This is a genomic window from Synechococcus sp. LTW-G (assembly GCF_054459035.1).
In genome coordinates this window covers 146,880-169,286 of record NZ_JBTKYW010000004.1, presented here as the reverse complement: position 1 = coordinate 169,286, position 22,407 = coordinate 146,880, and the positions used below count along the sequence as shown (strand labels likewise).

Here is a 22,407-nt window from a genome sequence, read left to right as displayed (position 1 = left end):
CGACCTGGCTGCTGCTGAGTCCACCCCCGTGGCTCTGACCGCACCTGCCATCGGCTGAGGTTGATCCTCAAACCAAAAGGTTCAATCTCGGTTGAACCAGAAGCCCCCTCGCAAGAGGGGGCTTTTTGTTGGGGGGCGCTGCAGTGTTGGAGCTAACTCACCCGCAAGGTCATGCCGAGCGCTTCTTCGACATAGCTCTCGCAGGACCGCAGACTCCAGCGCTCCAGGTTGAGATCCACCTCAGCCGTCAGCGGCAACAACTGGATCGAAATGCCGTTCTCTCCATTGGCCTGCAGAACACAGTCGGCAATCACCTTCTGGGGCCGTCGATCCATCGCCACCGCCAGACGCAGGAGCAAGGCCATCGCTGACACCGTGCGGCGTTGCTCCCTCCCTTCTATGAGTTGCCAGGACTCATGGCGCTTCTTCGGCAGAGAGCGGCGGTGATAACGGGCGATGGCCGCCACCATGAGCTGCTCGCTCTCGGAGTAGCCCAACAGGTCACCGTGGCGAATCAAATACCAGGTGTGTTTGTGATACGCACCAACATTGATGTGCTGCCCGCAGCTGTGCAGCATCGCCGCGGCCCAAAGCAACTGACGCCCCTGGCCATCGTCTTGATGCAGCAGGCCGTGGCTTTGGTCGTAGAGACGAATGGCTAGCGCAGCGACCCGCTCAGAGCGGGGCACATCCACCCCATAACGCTGGGCCTGATGCAGCACCGTGCGTTGACGAATGCTGCTTTGAAAGGCAAAGCGATCAACGATCAAGTCGTTGCGCAGCATCCAATCAACAATCAAGCCCTCCCGCAGGGCCCGTTCGCTGATCACCAGCTCCTCCGCCCCGATCATTCCCATCGCCGTCTGCAAGATCAGGGCGCCAGGAACGATGATTTCTGCGCGGCGTTCATTCAGGGCCGGGTGAGCCTTGCGCTCCGCAGGAGTCATCCCCAAGAGGCGTTCGACGATCTGATCGAGTTTTTGCCGCGAGACCCGGTAGCCCTGCATGCGCAGGGGCGGACGCGCCTCATCCGCGGCGGCCATCGCGGCGATCGCCATCGCCGTTCCACTGGTGGCGACCATCACCGGCTGATCACCGAGCCGCAATAAACCTTGGCGGACCTTGAGCACCGCAGGCTCCAGCGCCCCCTGGATGAAGGCCCGCAGGAAGGTGACCCGCTTAGCCGGGATCGGGTCGTCCTGGACGAAATCCCGCTGCAGCCTGACCGCACCAATCCGGGTGCTGGTGAGGGCATGGGAGTCCGAAGCATCGGCCAGCACCAACTCGGTGGAGCCACCACCGATGTCGATGATCACGTGGGGCTTCTCGCCAAAGGACATCCCCGAGAGGACACCCAGATAGATCAAGCGCGCCTCCTCAGGGCCGCTCACCAGATCAACCGCCAGGCCCAGCTGCTCTTGGATCGATTGCAGAAACTCCCGACCATTGGGTGCTTCACGAACGGCACTGGTGGCCGCCGTGACGACGTCCCCGGGATCCACGCCATGGCTGGCCGCCAGCTCACGGCAGTGGCGCAGGGTCGTGAAGGCCCGCTCAATCGCCTCAGGCGAGAGATCACCACTGACGGGATCGCGCTCCCCCAGGCGGGTCGTTGATTTTTCAGTGAGCAGCACCGAGAAGCTGCGCAGCTCCGGATCGACGCTGGCGATCAAGAGGTGAATCGAGTTGGTGCCGATGTCGATGCCGGCCACCGGCCGTAGGGCACCACTGCGGGGCTCACTCACGGTCCAATCCCTGGAGCTGAGCCACTTTGGCACCGCCCCTCAGCCCTAGGGTGCGGGCACTTTTCCCCTGCTGAACGTGGCTGCCGACAGCAAGGGCCTTGGATCGCTGCTCCGGGCTTGGCTGGGTCTACTGCGCTGGGACAAGCCCAGCGGACGCCTGATCTTGTTGATCCCCGCCGGCTGGAGTCTCTTCCTGGAGGGCCAGGCTCCCCCCAGCCTCCAGCTGCTGGCGGCCATCGTCATCGGCGGCCTGGCCGTCAGCGGTGCGGGCTGTGTCGCCAATGACCTCTGGGATCGGCGGATTGATCCCCAGGTGGAGCGAACCCGCCAACGGCCACTTGCCAGCGGCCAGATCGGTGTTCCGGGGGCCGTTGTGCTGCTGGTGTTCTGCCTGATCGCCGCCTTGGCCGTCGTGCTCTGGGGGCTGCCAGAAGCCAACAGAACCCTTTGCCTCCAACTGGCCATCGCTGCCCTGCCCCCGGTGCTGCTCTACCCCTCAGCGAAGCGCTGGTTTGCCTACCCGCAGGCGGTCCTGGCCCTCTGCTGGGGCTTTGCTGTGCTGATCCCCTGGGCGGCCTCCCGCGGCAGCCTCCAGGGGGGCTGGCCCCTGCTCTGCCTCTGGCTGGCGACCCTGTTGTGGACCTTTGGCTTTGACACGGTTTACGCCATGTCCGACCGGGAGGATGACCGCCTGGTGGGCGTGCGCAGCAGCGCGCTGAGCCTTGGGGAGCAGGCCCCCCTGGCCGTGGCCCTCTGCTACGCCAGTGCTGGAGTGTTGCTAGCGATTGCCTCGGCCCTGCAGGGGGTTCAGCCCGTGTTCTGGCTGATCTGGCTGGTGGTCGTCCTTGGGCAGCTCAAGGAAGCCTTGGCCTTACGGCAGCCGCAGCTGCCGCGCTCGGCCTATGGCCGCCACTTCAAACATCAGGTGCTGCTCGGTGCGCTCCTGCTGCTCGGCCTAGCCATCGGACGGATCTGGGCATGAACGCGCGCCCCTGGCCCCGCTCGCTCCAAGCCGGCGATCGCGTCCAACTAGCCGCCGCCAGCTCCGCGCTCCAGGGCGATGCCATCGGCCGCCTGGAAGCGGGAATCGTTGTCCTTGAGCGCTGGGGACTGGAGGTGGAACCCCATCGCAACCTGCAGCGGCACTGGGGCTACTACGCCGGCACGGACCCCGAACGCCTGGAGGACCTCCAACCCAATGCGCCATTGGTGGCGTGCATGCGCGGTGGCTGGGGCTCTGCACGACTACTGGAGCGGCCCCTTGCGGCAGAGAAGCACTGGCTGCTGGGCTTCTCCGATGTCACCTCCCTGCTCTGGGCGCGGCAGGCCGCTGGCCTACCCGGGGGCATCCATGGGCCCATGGTCACCACCCTGGGGGCCGAACCGGAGTGGAGCCAAGAGCGGCTACGGGCTCTGCTCTTTGGCGAGGCTCTCCCGCCCCTGCAAGGGACGGTCTGGAACCCGGGCCAAGCCGAGGGCCCCTGCATCGCCGGCAATCTCACGGTAGCGACGCACCTGCTGGGGACGCCTCACCTCCCCGACCTGAGTGGAGCGATCCTGCTGTTCGAAGACATCGGCGAGGCCCCCTATCGAATCGATCGGATGCTCTCCCACTGGCGCCTCAGTGGGGCTCTCCAGCAGATCGCGGGTCTGGGCTTTGGCAGCTTCAGCGACTGCGAGGGGGATGAGGATGACGCCCGTGATCCCCAGCGCTCCTTTGGTGTGCAGGCGGTGCTTCAGGAGCGCTGCGGCGACCTCGGCATTCCAGTGATTGCCGACCTGCCTTTTGGCCATCGCTGCGGCAACGCCGCCATTCCCATCGGCCGCAGGGCCCGTCTGGACGGCGAGCGCGGCCAACTGCTGCTGCTTTAGCGAGCCGAGAGAACCGCCTCAGCAATCGTCAGATCGAAGGGCGTGGTGATCTTGATGTTGGAGGGGGAGGACTCCATCACCCGCACGGGCCAACCCAGCCGTTCAAACAGGGAGGCGTCATCGGTGACACTCCAACCCTCCCCGCGCGCCTGGGCATGGGCCTGGCGCAACTGCTCGACCGGAAACCCCTGGGGGGTTTGGGCGCCCCAGAGAACGGAGCGATCCGGGGTGTCTTGGATCACGCCGTCGCCATCGACCCGCTTGATCGTGTCGGTGACCGGTGCGGCGGCGATTACAGCAGCGCCAGCCTCAACAGCCGCGGAACAGCGATCGATCAGAGCTGGATCGACCAAGCAACGGGCTCCGTCATGGATCAGAACCGATTGGGCCTCCGGCGGCAGCGCCGCCAGGCCGTTGCAGACCGAATCCTGGCGGGTGTCTCCACCCTGAATCCACTGGACCGGGATCCCTGGGTTGGCCGCCTTCAGCAGGGCTTCGATGTCAGGCCGGTCGATCTCCTGGCCGACCACACCGATCCAGCGCACGCTCTCGGAGGCCAGGGCCGCATCGAGAGTCCAGGCCAACACAGGCCGGCCGCTGACCTCCAGGAGCAGCTTGTTGCGCTCCGCCCCCATCCGCCGACCGCTACCGGCACAGGCAATCAGCAGATGCATCGCGCGCTCCTGAGGACTAAGTAATCCGACCTACATACAATCAGCCAGCGATCTGCTGCACACCCCCGCAACCATGCGAGTCCTCTTTTTGGTGCCGGGTGGTGTCAGTGCACAGCTGCAGGCCATTCCGGCCGCAGCGCAGGTCGCGCAATACCTCAAGGCCCAGGTGCAGGTGGCCTGCTCCCCAGCGGCGGCAGCCGCCTGGTCCCTACTGCCGGCGGTGGAGAAGGTGATTCCCTTCGCCTTTGATGACGGGCCGAGCCTCGCCGACTGGGCCAACCTCCTGGGCAACGTGCGCGAGCCCGACTTTCAGGCCTGCATCAACCTCGCCAGCGGCCGCCAGGTTGATCTGATGCTGTCGATGAGTCACATCCCCAATCGCGTCGCCGCCGCTGGGTTCTCGGCCACGTCAACCGTCACCCCTGAAGCCGGCTGGGGGGCACAAGCGCTGGCCGCCTTCCTGCGCCCCCTCGGCGTCACCCTCGACGCCAGCCAATTCCGCCTGTCCTTGCCCAAAGGAGCACTGGAGCAAGCCGCAGCGTCCATGCCCAGTGGCCAGGGACCCGCCCTGTTGCTTGCCCCGTCAGGGAACCGCCAGGACTGGCCCGCCGACCACTGGCGAGCGCTGCCCGAGGCCATCCGCAGCAAGCTGCCGGACCTGCGGGTCATCCAGGCCGGTGGCGCCAATCTGCTGCAGCGGGCCGCGCAACTGGCCAGCTGTGATGTGGTCCTCAGCAGTGACCCCATCACCAGCCAACTGGCCCTGCTCAGTGGCATGCCTCTGGTGGCCCTCGGCGAGGACCCCGCCTCCCTGCCACAACGGGAGGGCGTGCAAGCGGTGGGTCAGGCCGGAGCCCTTGAGCAGCTGGGCACCCCTGAGGTCTTAAAAGCCCTCGGATTGGGATGACTCCGATGCGGCAGCGACCCCGTTCACTGCCGCGCCGCCGCGGCCTCCTCAGCCCCATTCGCACGCAAGTGGCCAAGCGCCCGTGGGCCGGACCGATCCTGGCCCTGGCCACGGTCGTCAATGCCGGCGCCGTTGGCTACCGACTGGCGGAGGGCTGGGACTGGGGCGATTGCTACTGGATGGTGCTGATCACCCTCAGCACCCTGGGGTTTAGCGATGAGCACACCCAGCTGATCCACACCGGCGGCCGCATCGTCACGGCGCTGCTGTTGGTGGGCGGCCTGGTGGTGGTCCAGCAAACCATCCAGAAACTGCTGGAATTAACCAACTCCGGCTACTTTCGCCGCATCCGCCAGCGGCGCTACCGCCAACAGCTGCAGCGATCGATGAATCAGCACGTCATCCTCTGCGGCTACGGCCGGATGGGCCGCGAAATCGCGGATCAACTGAATGGAGAAAACGTCCAACTGTTGGTGGTCGAAAACGACAGCGACCGCATTGAGGAAGCCCAGCAGCGAGGCCTGACGGTCCTTCAGGGAGACGCCACCCTCGATGAAACCCTGGAGGAGGCCGGCATCCACCGCTGCCGAGCACTCGTCGCCGCCCTGCCGAGCAACGCGGCCAACCTCTACGTGATCCTCAGCGCCCGGGGATTGGCGCCGAGCGCCCGGCTGATTGCCCGCTCCGACAGCGAAGAAGCGGAAGGGAAACTGCGTTTAGCCGGAGCTGACCAGGTGGTGAGCCCCTATGTGGCCGGCGGTCGTGCCATGGCCGCCACCGCCCTGAGGCCCCTGGCGGTGACCTTCATGGACCTGCTGGCCGGCAGCGAGTGTGAGGTGGACGAATTTCTGCTGAGCGAACATCCCGAGGATCTCGGCGACCTCAACGGCGCCAGTCTCTCGGAACTGCAGTTGGGACGCCGCAGTGGTGCCCTGGTCCTGGCGATCCGAAACCCCGCGGCCAGCCAACTCAGCACCGGAGCGCCGGAGCCACTCATCGCCAACCCCGGCGGTGATGTCCGCCTGGGTCCCGGTCAGTTGCTGGTGGTCATGGGCAGCAAACGCCAGTTGCAGCGCTTTGGGGAACTGCTTGGCCCCGCCTTGGCTGAAGTCAAAATCATGCCCGCCTAGCCTGGTCCGACTTTTCAGCGTTCTCCATGGCGGACAGCACCCCCCTGGCCGGTCAGGTTGCTCTGGTGACCGGAGCCAGCCGAGGTATCGGGGCCTCCATTGCCCGCGAGCTGGCCCAGGCCGGCGCAACGGTGGTGGTGAACTACGCCAGCTCCCCCGCCGCGGCTGAGGCTGTGGTCGCTGAGATTCAGGCGGCAGGCGGCCAAGCCTGGTCCCACCAGGCCAACGTGGCCGAGGAAGAGCAGGTGGAGACCATGGTCAAAGCCGTCCTGGAGAAGGAGGGACGCCTGGACGTGCTGGTCAACAACGCGGGCATCACCCGTGACGGCCTGCTGATGCGCATGAAGAGCGCCGATTGGCAGAGCGTGATCGACCTGAACCTCAGCGGCGTCTTCCTCTGCACCCGAGCCGTCAGCCGGGCGATGTTGAAGGCCAGAAGCGGCCGGATCATCAACATCACCTCGGTGGTGGGACTGATGGGCAACCCCGGCCAAGCCAACTACAGCGCCGCCAAAGCTGGTGTGATCGGTCTGACCCGCAGCAGCGCTGCGGAATTCGCGAGCCGCGGGGTCACCGTGAACGCTGTGGCCCCTGGCTTCATCGAGAGCGACATGACCGCGGAGCTCGACAAGGAGCCGATCCTCAAGGCCATTCCCCTGGGACGGATGGGGCAACCCACCGAGGTCGCCAGCGCCGTTCGCTTCCTCGCGGCCGATCCCGCCGCTGCCTACATGACCGGCCAGGTCCTGCAGGTGGATGGCGGCATGGTGATGCGCTGAGGCCTAGCCCTCCACCGGTTGGGTGAGTTCCTCCCGCAGTCGTCGGATGCGCTGCAGCAGGCGTAGCCGGCGGCTGCGGGCGGTCACGGTCAGAAAGACCCGCAGGGGCACATAGATCAAGGCCATTCCCAAACCCAGGCCGGCCACGATCAGAAACGCCATCACGTTGCTGCCGGCCGTTGGATCGGCCAGGCCCTGGACCAGGGTGTCGCTGATGCTCTCCTCCATGGCGCGAACCCTATCGAGCAGATCGAGCGGGCGATAGGGGTGAGCTGCGATCCATTCGGCTTTCCCCACAAGCCAAGGGCCACCTCTGCATGGGAGCCTGTGGCCACTACAGCGCGATCAGCCTCCGCGATGGCCAAGCTGCTCTCCTTCTCCGATGAATCCCGCGCCTATCTCGAGCGCGGCGTCAATGCCCTCGCCGATGCGGTCAAGGTCACCATCGGACCCAAGGGCCGCAACGTCGTTCTCGAGAAGAAGTTCGGGGCTCCCGATGTCGTCAACGACGGCGTGACCATCGCCCGGGACATCGAACTGGAAGACCCCTTCGAGAACCTCGGCGCCAAGCTCCTGCTGCAGGTCGCGACCAAAACCAAGGACCAGGCCGGTGATGGCACCACCACCGCCACCGTCCTGGCCCAGGCCATGACCCGCGAAGGTCTGCGCAATGTCGCCGCTGGCGCCAGCCCCGTGAGCCTGCGCCGCGGCATGGAGAAGGCCACCGCTCAAGTCGTAGCCGGCATCCAGCAGCGTTCCACCCCCGTTGCCGGCGAATCCATCGGCCAGGTCGCCACCGTCAGCTCCGGTGGCGATGAGGAAGTCGGCCGGATGGTGAGCGAGGCGATGGAGAAGGTGAGCGTCGATGGCGTGATCACCGTCGAGGAGAGCAAGAGCCTCGCCACCGAACTGGAAATCACCGAAGGCATGGCCTTCGATCGGGGCTACAGCTCCCCCTACTTCGTTACCGACAACGACCGTCGCGTCTGCGAATTCGAAGATGCGCTGCTGCTGGTCACCGACCGCAAGATCAGTGCCATCAACGACCTCGTCCCCGTCCTGGAGGCCGTGTCGAAAGCCGGCAAGCCCCTGGTGATCCTCTCGGAGGAAGTCGAGGGTGAAGCCCTGGCCACCTTGGTGGTCAACAAGAACCGCGGGGTTCTGCAGGTGGCCGCCGTCCGCGCCCCTGGCTTTGGCGATCGCCGCAAGGCCATGCTCCAGGACATCGCCATCCTCACGGGTGCGACCTTGATCAGCGAGGACCGTGCCATGGCCCTCGATCAAGTGGGTCTGGAGGATCTCGGCAGCATGCGCCGGATCACGATCAGCAAGGACGACACCACCATCGTGGCCAGTGACGCTCACCAGGCTGCCGTCCGCGACCGTGTCGCCGCCATCAAGCGCGAGCTCGAGAACACCGACTCGGAGTACGACCGCGAGAAGCTCACCGAGCGCATCGCCAAGCTGGCCGGTGGCGTTGCCGTGATCAAGGTGGGTGCTCCCACCGAAACCGAGCTGCGCAACCGCAAGCTGCGGATCGAAGACGCCCTCAACGCCACCCGCGCCGCGGTGGAAGAGGGCATTGTCGCCGGCGGTGGCAGCACCCTGGTTCAACTCGCCGCCGACCTCGATGGCCTGGCTGCCCAGCTGGAGGGCGACGAGCGCACCGGTGTTGAGATCGTGCAGCGCGCTCTTTCTGCGCCCCTGCATCAGATCGCAGCCAACGCGGGCTATGACCCCAACGTTGTGGCGGACCAAGTGGCCTCCACTGGCAACGGCTTCAATGCCGCGACCGGCACCTACGAAAACCTACTCACCGCAGGCATTCTTGATGCCGCCAAGGTGGTCCGCCTGGCCCTTCAGGACGCCGTCTCGATTGCTTCCCTGCTGCTGACCACCGAGGCGGTGATCGCTGACAAACCCGAGCCTGCAGCCGCAGCCGCACCGGGCGGTGGCGGCATGGATCCCATGGGCGGCATGGGCGGTATGGGTGGAATGGGCGGTATGGGCATGCCCGGCATGATGTGATGCCGGCTTCGGCCTACATCACCCGAATCAAACGGGCGTGAATCCGGCAGACGGCAAGGGCTTCCGGGGGCGGGTTGCGGCACAGGCGGCCCAGCTCCCGGTTCAGCGCTTCGAGATCAGCTAAGGGCAAGCCCGCTATGGGTGTGGCCAAGAGCGTCACGCCCACCACCACTGAAAAAAGCGGCAGCCCACGCTGGGAGCCCATCGACTTTCCTCCCATTCGAGACAACCGAGACACGCTCAGTTTGAACTCGCCTGGGCTGCAGGTCCTGCTCCTTCAGAAAGCTTTTGGACCGCTACGACTCCAGGGCCCGGCGATAGGCCGCCACCTGCAGATCCACGCCGGTAATTGCCGTCCCCACCACCACCGCATCGGCACCCCCATCAAGGGCCTGCCTGGCTTGCTGGGCTGAGGCGATTCCCCCCTCACAGATCAGCACGACCGGACCGGGGAGCTGCTCGCGCAGTGGACGCAACAGAGTCCAAGCGGGAGGCTTGAGGGAGGCGGTGGACTCGGTGTAGCCGTAGAGGGTTGTGCCAACCCAATCACAGCCGAGCTCCGCGGCGCACAACCCGTTCTCCAGACTGTCGACATCCGCCATCAAGCAGGCTCCAAGCTCCTGCTTGGCGCGCTGAACCAAATCGGGCAAGAGGGCCCCAGCGGGGCGAACCCGATCAGTGGCATCCAGGGCGATCACATCGGCACCGGCGGCCCAAACCGCCTGAATCTCTTCCCAGCCGGGGGTGATGTAGACGGAACTATCGGGGAACGTGCGCTTCCAGAGGCCAATAATCAAAGCCTCCGGGCAGCGGCGACGCACCGCCCCAATGTGTTCGGGGCTCTCTAGGCGGACACCCACCGCACCGTTGTTGAGGCTGGCCTCAGCCATGGCTGCAATCACCTGCGGATCCCGCATCGGTGAGCCCTCAGGGGCCTGAACCGAGACGATCAACCCGCCACGGAGCAACGAGGGATCAGGCAGCACGGGAGTCTTCCGAACCGGGAAGCCAAGCACGCAACTCCGCCAAGGCGGGATGGCTGGGGGCCGGAGCAGGGCGTGACGCAGCGGCTCGACGATGCACGACGGGCTTGAACGCCGTCTGAGGGATCGGAACCGGATCCGCTACAGGTTCAGGTTCAGCCATCACAACCGGTTCGGGCTCAGGTTCGGGTTCCGGCTCGACTTCAGGTTGCGGTTCAGGTGCCATCTCCTCTTGCACGGCAACGACGAGGGGCTCGGGCTCAGCCTGAGGAGTTCGCCACCAGTGGACTCCTTCTGAATCCTCGGCTTCCAACTCCTGAAGCAGAGGCTCAAGAGCATCGACCCCGTGGCGATGGACCCACTGGCCGAGCAACCCATCCACGCTCGAGCGATCACGTTCGGACAAGGCCTGGCGCAGGGCCAAAACGTGGGCCTGGCGGCGGGCTTGCGGTGACGGCGGAGGAGAAGGGCGCTGGGGCACGATCGCTGCGGGAAAAGATCAGGCGAGCTTGCGATCCAGCAGAGGGCGGATCAGCAGAAACAAACCCAACGCCAAAGCGGCCAGAACCCCTAAACAAGCGGCAGCGCTGAGATCCCCATAGGGGGCATGCAACACCACAGCTGAGAGGGAGAAATGACCGGCGTAAGCGGCGCGAATCGGCTCAATCGCGAAGGTAAGGGGATTTACGGCCGCTAGCCAGCCCAACCAGGCCGGCATAAAGGAAATCGGAGCCAGGGCCGTGCTGGCAAACAGCAGGGGCAAATTGGCCACAAAGATCACGGCGATCAGCTCGATGTGACCTGGGAGTGCGAAGGCCAACCCCAAGCTCAGGCCCGTCACAGCGAAGACCAACAGCAACAGGGTCAGCAGCACCAGGAGCAACCCAGAACCGCCGGGCCAGCCGTACCCCAAGACCCAGGCGGTGGCCATGATCGCGACGCTCTGCACCAGGCTCAGGGCCGTGATGTAGAGCACCGAGGCCAGGACAATCGAGCTGCGGGAGCGCAAGGGGGCCACCAACAGGCGATTAAGGAAACCAAACTCCCGATCGAACATCACCGGCAAGCCGGCATTCAAGGCAGCGCTGAAGGCCGTGAAGACAATCACGCCGGCACCGAGGAAGCGGCCGTAACTCATGCCCTCGGGCAGCAGGCCCTCAGGGGCATTAGCGAAGAGGGCCCCAAAGAGAACCAGCCAAATCAGGGGTTGCAGGACCCCCGCCACCAGGGTCGACGGACGGCGCGCCAGCTGCAAAAACAGACGGCGGGTCAAGGCCAGGGTCTCCTGCGTCAGGTCAGCCAGGGCTGACCGCGGGGCGCTGGCGCTGGGGGCCGGGCTGAGCAAAGAAGAGGAAGCGCTGGTCATCTCAAATAACAGAAAAGTCCATCCACGGGAAATCCCGAACCAAAGCCACGGTCAACGCATGGACTGCTTGCGCTCCGCCTTGGCATCACGGACACCGGCCACCGCCAGCTCGGCATCCATCAAGGTCCGACCCGTGGCCTGGAGGTAGACGTCATCCAGGCTGGGGCGGCTTTGGGCAAGGGCAAAAACAGGGAGCTGGGCTTCAGCCAGCTGACGGCGCAACTGCTCCACCACACCGTCGTGTTCCACCACCAAATTCAAGGAGAAGCCCTGGGCTCGGTTCACCACCACCTGCCGCACCCCCGGGCAGGCCTGCAGGAGCTGCTGCACCCGTAGGGCCTCGGGTTCATCGCTGAACTCCCTCACCCGTAGTGTGACGCGGTCACCGCCGAGGGCCGCCTTGAGTTCGGAGGGGGGCCCCGCAGCAATCACCCGACCGTCCTCAATGATCGCCAGCTGATCCGCCAGGGCATCGACCTCCTCGAGGTAGTGACTGCTCAGCAGCACCGTGGTGCCCTGGTCGCGCAGTTGGCGCAGCACGGTCCAAATGGCAGCGCGACTCTCGATATCCAGACCAACGGTGGGCTCATCGAGCACCAAGACATCCGGACGGTGCAGCAGACCGGAGGCCAAATCCAAACGCCGGCGCATCCCACCGGAGTAGGTGCCGCTGCGGCGGTCAATCCAGTCCGCCATGCCCAGCAGATCAATCAGCTCAGCAATGCGCTGGTCCCGGGCTGAACGGGCCAGGTGATACAGGTCGCCCTGCAACTGGAGCAGCTCACGGCCGCTGAGAATCTTGTCGAGGGCAACCTCTTGGGCCACGTAACCCAAACGCTCGCGGACACCGCGGGGGTCTGTGAGCGCGTCGAGCCCCGCCACCTGGACACGGCCGCTAGACGGGGCCAACAGAGTGGCAAGGATGCGCAGGGTCGTTGTTTTGCCCGCCCCGTTGGGACCCAACAAGCCGAACAAACTGCCGCCAGGGACCTGAAGATTCAGGCCGTTCAAGGCATCAACGGCCTTCTCACCTTTTCCGTAGCGCTTGGAGACGTTCTCCAGATCAATCACTGGATGAGTCACCGCCGCCGACCTCGCTGGAGCACTAGAGAAATCGACTCTAGAAAGCGCCGCTCACCAGCGATGCCACCAGGGTGAAACCTGCGTTGCCGGACCCACTCCAACCCAGCAGGGCAAAGCCCTGCTGCGAAAACTGCTCCCCTGCCGGCATCCGAGCCATCAGCAGCAGCAGACAGACGCCGAAGAGATAGAAGATCGACCAGCGAAACAACCCCTTGGCCCGCTGCAGATCATCCGGGTCTTTGTGCAAATTCCAGGTCATCTGCAACAGCCGGGCATTGAAGGGGAGCAGCAGGAGCCCGTAGAGCAACCCCCCACCGGGCAAGGCCCAGACACCCACCAGGCTCAGCACCACCGTCGCCAGGGCATACCAACGAATGGCCTCAGCGGTGGCACCACTGCCCTTCACCACCGGGAGCATGGGGATCCCGACGGCGCGGTAGTCCTCCTTCAGCAGAAGAGCGAGGGCCCAGAAATGGGCTGGCGTCCACAGCATCACCAGGGCAAACAACCACCAACTCCCCAGGCCCAGATGGCCCGTTGCCGCGGCGGCACCGACCAGGGGGGGAATGGCTCCAGCCACACCACCGATCACGATGTTCTGGGTTGTGCGGGGCTTCAGCAGCACCGTGTAGAGCAGCACGTAACTGCACAGACCCAGCAGCGACAAGCTGGCGGCCAGACAATTCACCCCGCCGACTAGCAGGGTCGCCGCCGTCAGCGTGAGGGTGACGGCAATGGCGAAAGCCGTCGTGATCGAGAGGCGACCGGAGGGGAGGGCCCGGCCGCTGGTTCGCTGCATGCGGCCATCGAGCTCCTGCTCCCAAAGGCAATTCAGGACCCCAGCCGCTGCGGCGGCCAAGGCGCCACCACCCAAGGTGCAGGCCAGGCGGAGAGGAGGCAGGGGCCAGCCTTCCGACATCGCCATCCCGCCAAGGGTGGTCGCCAGCAACAGGGGGATCAAACGGGGCTTGGCGATCTCCAGCCAGGGGGGCAACTTCAGCCGCTTCCTGGAGGGAACGATCTCCTCACGGGTCAGGGGCAAGGCATTAACCACGAAGCACCTCCGGCCAACTACGAACGGTCAAGGCCGCCAGAACGGCCACCAAGAGAGCAGCGCCCAGCTGGTGTGCAACGGTCACCGCTGGAACGGACAGGCTGAGACGCAAACTCAGCACACCCAGGGCGATCTGCAGCAGAACCAGCAGTGCCGCAGCCAAGGCAAAGGGGCGCTCCGCCGGACGCTTCCAAAGCAGCAGTCCCGAACCCAGGAGCACCAGCAGACCCACCGGCCGAGCACCCAGGCGGTGCATCAACAGCCAGGAGCAGCCCTCCCCAGCGCTCAGGCACCGGCCTGCCGCCCACTGACTGGCCATGAGTCCGCCCAAGAGGCACTGCACCAACACCGCAGTCGCCAGGACTGCGGTGAGGCCAGCCCAGAGCAGAGAACGCCCTGAGGAAGAAGTCAGGGAGCCGGCCCTCAGCAACTCACTCAAACCACTCAGCAGAGCAACCAAGACCAGAGCGGTGAGCAGGTGAGCCGTCACCACAGGGAATGGCAACAGCAGGGTCACCGTTAGGGCACCCAAGCCCGCCTGAACAGCCACCAGCACCAGGCTCAGGCTGGCCAGGAGGGGGAAGCCCTTGGGCAACTCCCGCCTCCACCACCAACTGACCGCGGTGAGAACCAGGAGGCCGACACCGACGACAAAGGCATCCAGGCGATGGAACCACTCCAGGAAGACCTGCAGGTTCATCTGGCGCCCCGGCAAGAGGGAGCCGTAGCAAAGGGGCCAGTCTGGGCAAGCCAGACCTGCCTCCATCACACGCGTGGCCCCGCCGATGACCACCAGCGCAATCAGTGCGACCAACAGGTGGGCGCAGAGTGCGGCGAGGCCGTCTCGTTTGTTGGGCTGCATGGCGCCGAACATCTCTGCTGGAGAAGGGCGGTTGGCGTCAACCTAATGACGTCACACCGGCTTCGCAGACGTCCGTCACGCGCCACCCAAAAGCGACACCAACAGTGATTAATGGGTGAGCGTTCCCTCACCAAGAAGCGGCGGATTGCTGCAAAGAACCACGAACAACGCGTCGACGATTCAGCCTCCATAGGCTGACCTCGATTGATTTCAGGACGATGCGGATACCAGCCGCAATCCTCACCCTGATCACCGGAATGGCCCTGGTGTTGATGGGCCTCTGGATCGGGCAGAACGTCAACCTCCTGCCGGTTGACGCCAGCGCCAACGCGCCTGTTTATGACGAGCTCTTCAAGGTGCTCTTCAGCATTGGGACCATCCTGTTTGTCGGGATTGTCGGGCTGATCCTCTACAGCCTGGTGAAGTTCCGGCGCAAGCCAGGCGAGAGCGGTGATGGCGAAGCCGTCGAGGGGAACCTCCCTCTAGAGATCCTCTGGACAGCCGTTCCCGCCGTGGTGGTCTTGTTTGTCGGCATCTATAGCTACGACATCTACGACCGGATGGGCGGCATGGCTCCGCTCAATGACCACAGCATGCATGCCATGGGCGGGGAGATGGAGGAGTCCCGCACCTGGGGCGGCATCAGCCCCGTGAGCCTGGAGAGCGACGACGCCCTAGCCCCACTGCCGATCGACGTGACGGCCATGCAGTTCGCGTTCATCTTTCACTACCCGGGGGCTGAGATCACGAGCGGCGAGCTGCATGTGCCCATGGGGCAGCCGGTGGCATTGCGCATGAAGGCCAATGACGTCATCCATGCCTTCTGGGTCCCCGAATTCCGCCTGAAGCAAGACGTCATCCCCGGTCAGCCCACACTCTTGAGTTTCACCGCCACCCGACCTGGCCGTTATCCGATCGTCTGCGCAGAGCTCTGCGGCCCGTACCACGGCGGAATGCGCTCGACCGTGATCGTCGATGAACCCGAGACCTTCGAGGCCTGGGTCAACCAGAACAGTCCGATTGCCAGCGCAGCCCCACAAACCCCGGTGCAGTCATGACCATCAGCCTGACCCCTGAGCACCGCACGCCGCTGCAACCCCAAGGCTGGCTGCGCTACCTGAGTTTCAGCACCGACCACAAGGTGATCGGGCTGCAGTATCTGGTTTGTGGCTTCATTTTTTATCTGATCGGTGGCGCCCTCGCTGGAGCGATTCGAACCGAGCTGCTGACCCCGATTTCTGACTTCCTTCCCAGGGAGACCTACAACGAAGTTCTGACCCTGCACGGGACGGTGATGATCTTTCTCTGGATCGTCCCGGTGGTGAATGGGGCCTTTGGCAACTACCTGATTCCCTTCTATGTGGGAGCGCGCGACATGGCGTTCCCAAGACTGAACGCAGTGGCGTTTTGGCTGATCCCTCCAGCCGGGTTGCTCCTGATCAGCAGTTACTTCATTGCCAGCGCTGCCCAGTCGGGATGGACCGCTTATCCACCCCTGAGCATCACGACCCCGGCCACCGGTCAGATCATCTGGATCTTGAGCGTGCTGTTGCTGGGCGGCAGCTCCATCTTTGGCGGGATCAACTTCATCGCCACCATCCTCAAACTGCGGCGACCGGGGCTCAAGCTGATGCAGCTCCCGATGTACTGCTGGGCGATGCTCGGCACCAGCATCTTGGTGGTGCTCTCCACCCCAGTCCTGGCCGGCACTCTGGTGCTACTGAGCTTCGACATCATTGCCCACACCGGCTTTTTCAACCCAAGCCTGGGCGGCAATGCGGTGGTTTATCAGCACCTGTTTTGGTTCTATTCCCACCCCGCGGTTTACATCATGGTGCTGCCGGCCTTTGGCCTGGTGAGCGAAATCCTGCCGATCCACTGCCGCAAGCCGCTCTTCGGATACACAACGATGGTGTATTCGATCATGGGCATCGTCGTCTTGGGCCTGATCGTCTGGGCCCACCACATGTTCACCAGCGGCACGCCTCCCTGGATGCGGCTGTTCTTCACCATCGCCACCTCCTTTATCGCCGTCCCGACAGGGATCAAGTTCTTCAACTGGCTCGCCACCATGTGGGGAGGCCGCATTGCCCTCAACAGCGCGATGCTCTTCTCCTGCGGCTTCATCATCAACTTTGTCTTCGGGGGAATCACGGGGGTCGCCCTCGCTCAGGTCCCCTTCGACATTCACGTGCACGACACCTACTTCGTCGTCGCCCACTTCCACTACATCGTCTACGGCGGCACGGTGTTTGTGATCTTTGCCTCGATCTACCACTGGTATCCCAAGGTGACCGGCCGATTGCTCAACGAGGACCTGGGACGGCTGCACTTTCTCTTGACATTTGTCGGCTTCAACCTCTGCTTCGCTCCGCAACACTGGCTTGGCCTCAATGGCATGCCGCGCCGCGTTGCCGAATACGACCCGCAATTTGAGTTGATCAACCAGCTCAGCAGTGTTGGGGCGCTGCTGATGGCCATCAGCACCCTGCCCTTCCTGCTGAACGTCGTCATGAGTGCCTTCAACGGCGCACCAGCCGGAGACAACCCCTGGAATGCCCTAACCCCCGAATGGCTCACCAGCTCCCCTCCACCGGTGGAGAACTGGAAGGGAGAGGCCCCCTTGGTGAAAGAGCCCTACGGCTATGGCACCCCCGCCGGCGAACTGCCATTGGCCGCCACCTCGGGCTCTGAGCTGTGGAAGCTCGGCAACTCTGACCAGCGCTCCTGAATGCCATGACAAGCCTGAGCACAAGCGAATCCCTGAACCAAGAACAGGACACCGAGCACCAGGAGCACCACGGCGACTTCAGGATGTTCGGCCTCGCCACCTTCCTGGTGGCCGATGGCATGACCTTCGCCGGTTTCTTTGCTGCCTATCTGACCTTCCGAGCCGTTAACCCCCTTCCGTCCGGGTCGACCTACGAGTTGGAGATGGTGCTACCCACCATCAACACCCTGTTGCTGCTGATCAGCAGCTTCACCTTCCACCGGGCTGGGGCAGCACTGAAGCGCAATCAAAAGGCCCTCTGCCAACGCTGGCTTTTGATCAGTGCCGCCCTGGGCTTTGCCTTTCTGGCCGGTCAGATGAAGGAGTACTTCGAGCTGCCCTTTGGTCTGACCGACAACCTCTTTGCCAGCACTTTCTATGCCATCACGGGGTTCCACGGCCTGCACGTCACCTTGGGCGGCTTGATGATCCTGATCGTCTGGTGGCAGTGCCGTGAAGGGGGTCGCGTCAGCTCTGACAACCTCTTTCCCCTGGAGGCCGCCGAGCTTTATTGGCACTTCGTCGATGGGATCTGGGTGGTGCTCTACGGAATCCTTTATCTGCTTTAGGGCAGCTGTTTGATCACAGTTCTTGCAAGTTGCCCTTGCGAAGCATTGCAAGTGATCGGCACAATCGGGCCGCCAGCGACCCACTGCAGCGGTGTTCGTCGAAGAGAAGACAACCAAGCCGACCCAGATGCTGGAAGGCAAGGCGCTACTGGACAAAGCCCGTTCGCTCAGCAATCGGCCTGAAGATCAGATCGCTCGGGCCTGCGGCTATGTCGGTCCCAGTGGCCGTCTTCTCAAAAAAAGCTTCTATCGCGCCCTTGTGGAAGCCAAGGGCTACAAGCTCCCCAGCCAAAGCAGCGGTGGCAGCGGCACCAAGGGGCGGCAAGCGGAATTCCGCACCAAGGTCCATGGCAACGGCAACCTCCTGATCGGCAACGCCTACACCAGGCGCATGGGGCTAGAGCCCGGCCAGGAGTTCAAGATCGAAGTCCACAAAGAAACGGGCTCCATCTGGCTACTGCCCGTAGAACAGGACGGCAGCGCAAACGAAGCCCTCTAAGGGAGATCCCCTGCGCGATTCAGCGCTCGTCTGGACCGTGGAACGCGGCACTGAAGACCAGAAGGTCAATGCCGCTGAAGAGGAAGCTGATCCCCACCAGGATGCCGATCACGCTCAGCAGACCCAGGCCCTTCATCGAAACGATGATCAGGCCGAGGATCAAGGTGACGATGCCATTGGCCAAACCCCAGCCCCACCCGGCCATCTCCCGATGGGACAGGGAAACGATGCTGGCCACAGCACCCTCCACCAAAAAGACGATGCCGATGGCGAAGGCCAACGCCGCCACTTGAGCGGCAGCCGGTTCAACCCCAGCACTGAACTGCTGGATGATCCAAGCCCCTGTGACCACAAACAGGGTCGAGACCACGAGGCGCCAGAAGCAGTGCCATTGGCTCAGTTGCCTCGAGCGGTTGAGGCTGTTCACCCAGCCGATGATGCCGCCGACCAAAAAAGCCAGGGCTACCACCACCGTCACCCAGGCGGAGGCAATCATCGGGAAGATCAGGGCAAGGACACCCAGCACCAGCAGCAGGATGCCCTCGGCCACGGTGAAGCTGCGCAGGGCGCCCACCATCAGACCGGAATTGTCGTCAGAAGCCATGAAGTGTTCAGCAGGAACACGAACCACCGGAACGTAGGCATGGCATCTGGTGTTGTCAGCTCCAGCCGTGCTCCTTCAACCAGGCGTCACTGATAGGGGCCGTCGATGCCGTCCGGTGTTGCAACAAGCGTTCGGTGTACTTCGCCAGCAGGTCTGCCTCCAGATTCACCGCCGTGCCGCGCTGCAGATGCTGCAGGGTCGTCGTGCCCCAGGTGTGGGGGATCACGGCGATCCAAAACTCAGCCCCGTCCTGACTGCAGCCCGCCACCGTCAGGCTGATGCCATCGACAGCAACGCTGGCCTTCTCGCAGATGTAGCGACCAAAGGAGGGATCCTGCCAACGCAGCATGAGCTTCCAAGAGGCGCTTTGCTGCTCCACCCCCACCACCTCGCCCAAGCCGTCGACGTGGCCGCTGACCAAATGGCCGCCCAGTCGATCCTGAAGACGTAGGGCCGGCTCCAGGTTGACCCAGCCGCCACGGTCGGCCTTGGCCGAGAGGGTGGTGCGGCTGAGGGTCTCCTCACTGACATCGGCTGAGAACCCACTGGCGGAGCGCTCGGTCACCGTCAGGCAGACCCCATCAACCGCCACGCTGTCCCCGAGGGCCAGCTGGGCCGGATCGAGCTCAGAGCCCCGAGGGATGCGCAGCCGCAAACCGCCGCTGCTGCGCTGCAGCTCTCCGGTGGCCTGAACCAGCCCAGTGAACATGCGGTGGCCCGATCAACACTGGCCATAATCGGGCAGAAGGGAAAGCGGGCAAGCCATGGTCGAAATGCGAGTGGCCGGCATTGCCCTCGACGCCGCCAGTCGAAGTCCGATCGTGCTGCTCCGCGATCCATCCGGGCGGCGTCAGGTGCCCATCTGGATCGACCAGGCCCAAGCCCAAAACATCATGGCCGGGCTCAGCGACAAGACCCCGCCCAGGCCCCTGAGCCATGACCTGATGGTGGAACTGCTGCAGGCCGGGGGGTTGGAGCTGACCAAGGTGATCGTCCACGCCATCGAAGACAGCACCTTTCGTGCCGTGCTCAAACTGCGCACCGAGGGCGACGAGGAGCTTGAGCTCGATGCCAGACCCAGCGACGCCATTGCCTTGGCCGTCCGCACCGGCAGTGGGATCTGGATGCTGGAGGAGGTCGTCGCTGATGCCTCCATCCCCGTGGATGCTGAGGCCGATGCGGAAGATGCCGCCGATTTCCGCCGCTTCATCGATGGCATCAGTCCCGCCGAGCTTGTGAGGCATATCAACCAAGCCCAGACGGAGGCGGAGGAAGACCCTGGCTGAGCGCCGCCCCTTTGGCCAAGGAGCACGGGTCTCCCCGTTCTGCCTGGGAACGATGCGGGCCACCAGCAGCCCGCAGCAGATGGCGGAGGTGCTCGATGCCGCCCTGGCCGCGGGCATCAATCACATTGAGACCGCCCCGGCCTACGGCCCCGCAGAAGCCTTTCTGGGCCAGGCCCTGCGTGCACGCCCCCCTGGGGAGCTAGTGCTCACCAGCAAGCTGCTGCCGGGGATCAGCCTGGAGGAGGGACAGACGCAGCTCCGCGGGATCCTGCAACGCCTGGGAGTGCAACAGCTGGACAACCTTGCGGTCCATGGCCTCAACCGCAGGGAGCACCTGGATTGGGCCCTAAAGGGGGAGGGAGCGGATCTGCTCCAGTGGGCCATGGGGGAGGGACTGGTCACCCAGGTGGGGTTCTCGAGCCATGGCGAGCTCTCGCTGATTGAGGCCGCCCTCGCCTCTGCCCGCTTCAGCTTTTGCAGCCTGCACCTCCATTGGTTCGATCAAACCCGACTGCCCCTGGCCCAGGCGGCCCTGCGGGAGGGAATCGGGGTTCTGGCCATCTCGCCAGCCGATAAGGGGGGCCGGCTCTACGCCCCACCTGAGCAACTGCGCGCCGACTGCGATCCCTTTGAGCCCCTGGAGTTGGCCTATCGCTTCCTGCTCGATGCGGGCATCTCCTGCTTGACCCTGGGGGCAGCCCAATCCAGCGACCTAGCCCTGGCCCAACGCCTCATGGTCGACAAGGAAATTGGTCTGGAACCGAGCCATCGCCAAGCCCTGGAGCGGGCCTGGCAGGCCGGCCAGGCCCGTCTGGCTGAGACCGCCTGCCAGCAGTGCCGAGCCTGCCTGCCCTGCCCCAACGAGGTACCAATCCCCGAGCTGCTGCGCCTGCGCAACCTGGACCTCGGCCATGGCCTCAGCGCCTTCGCCCAGGAGCGCTACAACCTGATCGGAAGAGCCGGGCACTGGTGGGAGAGCGTGAATGCCTTCGCCTGCGAAGGCTGTGGCGAGTGCCTACCCCGCTGTCCCCATCAGCTCCCCATTCCTGAGCTCTTGGCTGAAACCCATCAACGCCTGGCGGCCGCACCCCGGCGCAGGCTTTGGGGTTAGCGGCTGAGGGCCTGATCCCAAAGGGTCTGCCAGCGGCTGCGCTCCGCGGGCGTGAACACCGGCAGGTTGTTGCAGCGTTGCAGCACCACCTCACTGGGGAGCAACAGAGGCCGCAGTCGCTCAGGCCAGCGCTGCAGCACAGGCTCCAAGCGCTGACGGGGAAGCGGGGGCACCCAACCCGCCGCCAACAGGCGATCAATCAGGGGCAGGCTGAGGCCATCGCGCACCCACTCCAGGGGAAGCGGCGGATCCACCCCCGCAGTGTCCTGGGGGGGAAGACGGAGCAGCAGCTGCCACCAGAGCGGAGAGCCGGACTCCGGCAGGAAGGCCGAAAGCCGCGGATCTTTCTTCAGCAGGGGAATCGCCCGATGGCTGGGAACCACCGCCGCATCCGCCTCACCGGCCAACAGCAGATTCAGTCCATCGCGCTCATCCAGCGCCAACGCCTGCCCCACCAACTGGGACAGCTGCTGCGGCAGCGCTGGGTTGCTCAGGGCCTTGGGATCGCCGCTGGAGAGACCCAACTGACGCAGGGCCAGCTCAATCACCACCCGCGGACTGGAGGGCAGCACGACCTTGCCGCGAAGGCTGGAATCCAGCAGCAGCGACCAACCCAACTCGCGCTGCCGCCAGAGGTCCGGGCGACTGCGGAGCACCAACAACCAGGTGCCAAAGGCCCATGGGAAAGCCAGGGGAACAGCGCCCTCAGCCGCAAATAACCGACTGGGGGCCTGGGCCATGGGCGCCAGCTGCTCGAGCAGGGCCGGAGCCTCGAGGGGCTGGAGCCGGGCGCGATCGAGCTGCTGGGCCCAGCCGTCTCCGAGGGCCAACAAGGCAGCCCCCGCCAGGGGCTGCTCCTGCAAGGCGGAGCGATCCACCAGGCTCAGCAGCTGCTCCGGGCTCTCCAGGGCACGGGGCTGCCAGGGCGACGGCAGCTCCTGCAGCCAGGCCTTGGGCAAGTCCCCTTTCACGCTCAACAGCTGCGGCTGGCCAGAGCGCGCCGGTGCACAGCCGGCGGCCGCGCCCAGGGCCGCCACTGAAGCCATCAGTTGCAGAGCGTGGCGGCGGGAAGTCACAAGCGCACG

The 22,407-nt window shown here is 64.7% G+C and carries 25 protein-coding genes; 12 read left to right on the top strand and 13 right to left on the bottom strand.

Going from position 1 to position 22,407, the window contains the following annotated elements; genetic code table 11:
- Positions 1 to 152 precede the first annotated feature (152 nt).
- Positions 153 to 1,745 (bottom strand): Ppx/GppA phosphatase family protein, encoded by a 1,593-nt coding sequence (locus ACXIQ9_RS08790; RefSeq protein WP_459016403.1) that lies wholly within the window; start codon positions 1,743 to 1,745, stop codon positions 153 to 155.
- Positions 1,746 to 1,821: 76 nt separating this feature from the next.
- Here ACXIQ9_RS08790 and ACXIQ9_RS08785 point away from each other — a divergent pair, with 76 nt between their 5' ends.
- Complete coding sequence (locus ACXIQ9_RS08785) at positions 1,822 to 2,727, top strand: 4-hydroxybenzoate polyprenyltransferase (protein WP_459016402.1); 906 nt, start codon at positions 1,822 to 1,824, stop codon at positions 2,725 to 2,727.
- Complete coding sequence (locus ACXIQ9_RS08780) at positions 2,724 to 3,617, top strand: S66 peptidase family protein (RefSeq protein ID WP_459016401.1); 894 nt, start codon at positions 2,724 to 2,726, stop codon at positions 3,615 to 3,617. Before ACXIQ9_RS08785 ends, ACXIQ9_RS08780 begins: the two co-directional genes overlap by 4 nt.
- Here ACXIQ9_RS08780 and ispD read toward each other — a convergent pair.
- Positions 3,614 to 4,291, bottom strand: a complete 678-nt coding sequence (ispD, locus tag ACXIQ9_RS08775; protein ID WP_296417593.1) for a 2-C-methyl-D-erythritol 4-phosphate cytidylyltransferase — start codon at positions 4,289 to 4,291, stop codon at positions 3,614 to 3,616. The genes ACXIQ9_RS08780 and ispD overlap by 4 nt on opposite strands.
- Positions 4,292 to 4,364: 73 nt before the next feature.
- On the opposite strand from ispD, the gene ACXIQ9_RS08770 reads away from it, so the two are divergent.
- Genes ACXIQ9_RS08770 through fabG form a run of 3 tightly spaced genes read left to right on the top strand, consistent with a single transcriptional unit; the run spans position 4,365 to position 7,107 of the window.
- Positions 4,365 to 5,198: a glycosyltransferase family 9 protein gene (locus tag ACXIQ9_RS08770; protein WP_459016400.1), complete on the top strand. Its 834-nt coding sequence runs from the start codon at positions 4,365 to 4,367 to the stop codon at positions 5,196 to 5,198.
- Positions 5,195 to 6,328, top strand: a complete 1,134-nt coding sequence (locus ACXIQ9_RS08765; protein ID WP_424174339.1) for a potassium channel family protein — start codon at positions 5,195 to 5,197, stop codon at positions 6,326 to 6,328. Before ACXIQ9_RS08770 ends, ACXIQ9_RS08765 begins: the two co-directional genes overlap by 4 nt.
- 26 nt (positions 6,329 to 6,354) lie before the next feature.
- On the top strand, positions 6,355 to 7,107 hold the full coding sequence (gene fabG, locus ACXIQ9_RS08760; protein ID WP_247479248.1) for a 3-oxoacyl-[acyl-carrier-protein] reductase: 753 nt from the start codon (positions 6,355 to 6,357) through the stop codon (positions 7,105 to 7,107).
- 3 nt (positions 7,108 to 7,110) lie between these two features.
- Here the strand turns inward: fabG and ACXIQ9_RS08755 are convergent, their stop codons facing one another.
- Positions 7,111 to 7,404: a hypothetical protein gene (locus ACXIQ9_RS08755; RefSeq protein ID WP_010318012.1), complete on the bottom strand. Its 294-nt coding sequence runs from the start codon at positions 7,402 to 7,404 to the stop codon at positions 7,111 to 7,113.
- Positions 7,405 to 7,464: 60 nt separating this feature from the next.
- Here ACXIQ9_RS08755 and groL point away from each other — a divergent pair, with 60 nt between their 5' ends.
- Complete coding sequence (gene groL, locus ACXIQ9_RS08750; protein ID WP_247479251.1) at positions 7,465 to 9,135, top strand: chaperonin GroEL; 1,671 nt, start codon at positions 7,465 to 7,467, stop codon at positions 9,133 to 9,135.
- 13 nt (positions 9,136 to 9,148) lie between these two features.
- On the opposite strand, the gene ACXIQ9_RS08745 is transcribed toward groL, so the two are convergent.
- The 7 genes from ACXIQ9_RS08745 to ACXIQ9_RS08715 all read right to left on the bottom strand — a co-directional run bounded on the left by ACXIQ9_RS08745 (position 9,149) and on the right by ACXIQ9_RS08715 (position 14,495).
- Positions 9,149 to 9,340, bottom strand: coding sequence for a hypothetical protein (locus ACXIQ9_RS08745; protein ID WP_459016399.1), 192 nt, complete (start codon positions 9,338 to 9,340; stop codon positions 9,149 to 9,151).
- Between the two features lie 91 nt (positions 9,341 to 9,431).
- Positions 9,432 to 10,121 (bottom strand): N-acetylmannosamine-6-phosphate 2-epimerase, encoded by a 690-nt coding sequence (locus tag ACXIQ9_RS08740; protein ID WP_459016398.1) that lies wholly within the window; start codon positions 10,119 to 10,121, stop codon positions 9,432 to 9,434.
- Complete coding sequence (locus ACXIQ9_RS08735; RefSeq protein WP_459016397.1) at positions 10,111 to 10,599, bottom strand: hypothetical protein; 489 nt, start codon at positions 10,597 to 10,599, stop codon at positions 10,111 to 10,113. The genes ACXIQ9_RS08740 and ACXIQ9_RS08735 overlap by 11 nt, the downstream gene beginning before the upstream one ends.
- Positions 10,600 to 10,617: 18 nt before the next feature.
- Complete coding sequence (locus ACXIQ9_RS08730; protein ID WP_029626413.1) at positions 10,618 to 11,484, bottom strand: ABC transporter permease; 867 nt, start codon at positions 11,482 to 11,484, stop codon at positions 10,618 to 10,620.
- 51 nt (positions 11,485 to 11,535) lie between these two features.
- On the bottom strand, positions 11,536 to 12,555 hold the full coding sequence (locus ACXIQ9_RS08725) for an ABC transporter ATP-binding protein (protein WP_371820535.1): 1,020 nt from the start codon (positions 12,553 to 12,555) through the stop codon (positions 11,536 to 11,538).
- Positions 12,556 to 12,604: 49 nt separating this feature from the next.
- On the bottom strand, positions 12,605 to 13,609 hold the full coding sequence (locus tag ACXIQ9_RS08720) for a heme o synthase (RefSeq protein ID WP_296416157.1): 1,005 nt from the start codon (positions 13,607 to 13,609) through the stop codon (positions 12,605 to 12,607).
- A gap of 4 nt (positions 13,610 to 13,613) precedes the next feature.
- A complete protein-coding gene (locus tag ACXIQ9_RS08715) occupies positions 13,614 to 14,495 on the bottom strand; it encodes a COX15/CtaA family protein (protein WP_296421324.1) in 882 nt (293 codons plus the stop codon).
- A gap of 206 nt (positions 14,496 to 14,701) precedes the next feature.
- Between ACXIQ9_RS08715 and ACXIQ9_RS08710 the strand changes: the two genes are divergently transcribed.
- The 4 genes from ACXIQ9_RS08710 to ACXIQ9_RS08695 all read left to right on the top strand — a co-directional run bounded on the left by ACXIQ9_RS08710 (position 14,702) and on the right by ACXIQ9_RS08695 (position 18,321).
- Positions 14,702 to 15,541 carry a cytochrome c oxidase subunit II gene (locus ACXIQ9_RS08710; RefSeq protein ID WP_459016396.1) on the top strand — a complete coding sequence of 280 codons (840 nt, stop codon included), beginning with the start codon at positions 14,702 to 14,704 and terminating at the stop codon, positions 15,539 to 15,541.
- Positions 15,538 to 17,214, top strand: a complete 1,677-nt coding sequence (gene ctaD, locus ACXIQ9_RS08705; protein ID WP_010318028.1) for a cytochrome c oxidase subunit I — start codon at positions 15,538 to 15,540, stop codon at positions 17,212 to 17,214. The genes ACXIQ9_RS08710 and ctaD overlap by 4 nt, the downstream gene beginning before the upstream one ends.
- A 5-nt stretch (positions 17,215 to 17,219) precedes the next feature.
- On the top strand, positions 17,220 to 17,822 hold the full coding sequence (locus tag ACXIQ9_RS08700; protein ID WP_459016395.1) for a cytochrome c oxidase subunit 3: 603 nt from the start codon (positions 17,220 to 17,222) through the stop codon (positions 17,820 to 17,822).
- A gap of 127 nt (positions 17,823 to 17,949) precedes the next feature.
- Positions 17,950 to 18,321 (top strand): AbrB family transcriptional regulator, encoded by a 372-nt coding sequence (locus ACXIQ9_RS08695; RefSeq protein WP_459016411.1) that lies wholly within the window; start codon positions 17,950 to 17,952, stop codon positions 18,319 to 18,321.
- Between the two features lie 19 nt (positions 18,322 to 18,340).
- On the opposite strand, the gene ACXIQ9_RS08690 is transcribed toward ACXIQ9_RS08695, so the two are convergent.
- Positions 18,341 to 18,925, bottom strand: coding sequence for a DUF308 domain-containing protein (locus ACXIQ9_RS08690; RefSeq protein ID WP_010318034.1), 585 nt, complete (start codon positions 18,923 to 18,925; stop codon positions 18,341 to 18,343).
- 55 nt (positions 18,926 to 18,980) lie between these two features.
- On the bottom strand, positions 18,981 to 19,634 hold the full coding sequence (locus ACXIQ9_RS08685) for a riboflavin synthase (RefSeq protein WP_459016394.1): 654 nt from the start codon (positions 19,632 to 19,634) through the stop codon (positions 18,981 to 18,983).
- 55 nt (positions 19,635 to 19,689) lie between these two features.
- On the opposite strand from ACXIQ9_RS08685, the gene ACXIQ9_RS08680 reads away from it, so the two are divergent.
- Both ACXIQ9_RS08680 and ACXIQ9_RS08675 read left to right on the top strand, forming a co-directional pair.
- Positions 19,690 to 20,211 carry a bifunctional nuclease family protein gene (locus tag ACXIQ9_RS08680; RefSeq protein ID WP_459016393.1) on the top strand — a complete coding sequence of 174 codons (522 nt, stop codon included), beginning with the start codon at positions 19,690 to 19,692 and terminating at the stop codon, positions 20,209 to 20,211.
- Positions 20,212 to 20,263: 52 nt separating this feature from the next.
- Positions 20,264 to 21,322: an aldo/keto reductase gene (locus tag ACXIQ9_RS08675; protein ID WP_459016392.1), complete on the top strand. Its 1,059-nt coding sequence runs from the start codon at positions 20,264 to 20,266 to the stop codon at positions 21,320 to 21,322.
- Here ACXIQ9_RS08675 and ACXIQ9_RS08670 read toward each other — a convergent pair.
- A complete protein-coding gene (locus tag ACXIQ9_RS08670; RefSeq protein ID WP_459016391.1) occupies positions 21,319 to 22,398 on the bottom strand; it encodes a type 2 periplasmic-binding domain-containing protein in 1,080 nt (359 codons plus the stop codon). The genes ACXIQ9_RS08675 and ACXIQ9_RS08670 overlap by 4 nt on opposite strands.
- Between the last annotated feature and the right edge of the window lie 9 nt (positions 22,399 to 22,407).

Coding starts and splice junctions, on each gene's coding strand:
- ctaD (WP_010318028.1), top strand. CDS start 15,538: ATGACCATCAGCCTGACCCCTGAGCACCGCACGCCGCTGCAACCCCAA.
- ACXIQ9_RS08780 (WP_459016401.1), top strand. CDS start 2,724: ATGAACGCGCGCCCCTGGCCCCGCTCGCTCCAAGCCGGCGATCGCGTC.
- ACXIQ9_RS08700 (WP_459016395.1), top strand. CDS start 17,220: ATGACAAGCCTGAGCACAAGCGAATCCCTGAACCAAGAACAGGACACC.
- ACXIQ9_RS08675 (WP_459016392.1), top strand. CDS start 20,264: ATGCGGGCCACCAGCAGCCCGCAGCAGATGGCGGAGGTGCTCGATGCC.
- ACXIQ9_RS08770 (WP_459016400.1), top strand. CDS start 4,365: ATGCGAGTCCTCTTTTTGGTGCCGGGTGGTGTCAGTGCACAGCTGCAG.
- ACXIQ9_RS08690 (WP_010318034.1), bottom strand. CDS start 18,925: ATGGCTTCTGACGACAATTCCGGTCTGATGGTGGGCGCCCTGCGCAGC.
- ACXIQ9_RS08730 (WP_029626413.1), bottom strand. CDS start 11,484: ATGACCAGCGCTTCCTCTTCTTTGCTCAGCCCGGCCCCCAGCGCCAGC.
- ACXIQ9_RS08680 (WP_459016393.1), top strand. CDS start 19,690: ATGGTCGAAATGCGAGTGGCCGGCATTGCCCTCGACGCCGCCAGTCGA.
- ACXIQ9_RS08710 (WP_459016396.1), top strand. CDS start 14,702: ATGCGGATACCAGCCGCAATCCTCACCCTGATCACCGGAATGGCCCTG.
- ACXIQ9_RS08685 (WP_459016394.1), bottom strand. CDS start 19,634: ATGTTCACTGGGCTGGTTCAGGCCACCGGAGAGCTGCAGCGCAGCAGC.
- fabG (WP_247479248.1), top strand. CDS start 6,355: ATGGCGGACAGCACCCCCCTGGCCGGTCAGGTTGCTCTGGTGACCGGA.
- ACXIQ9_RS08765 (WP_424174339.1), top strand. CDS start 5,195: ATGACTCCGATGCGGCAGCGACCCCGTTCACTGCCGCGCCGCCGCGGC.
- ACXIQ9_RS08715 (WP_296421324.1), bottom strand. CDS start 14,495: ATGTTCGGCGCCATGCAGCCCAACAAACGAGACGGCCTCGCCGCACTC.
- ispD (WP_296417593.1), bottom strand. CDS start 4,291: ATGCATCTGCTGATTGCCTGTGCCGGTAGCGGTCGGCGGATGGGGGCG.
- ACXIQ9_RS08695 (WP_459016411.1), top strand. CDS start 17,950: ATGCTGGAAGGCAAGGCGCTACTGGACAAAGCCCGTTCGCTCAGCAAT.
- groL (WP_247479251.1), top strand. CDS start 7,465: ATGGCCAAGCTGCTCTCCTTCTCCGATGAATCCCGCGCCTATCTCGAG.
- ACXIQ9_RS08745 (WP_459016399.1), bottom strand. CDS start 9,340: ATGGGCTCCCAGCGTGGGCTGCCGCTTTTTTCAGTGGTGGTGGGCGTG.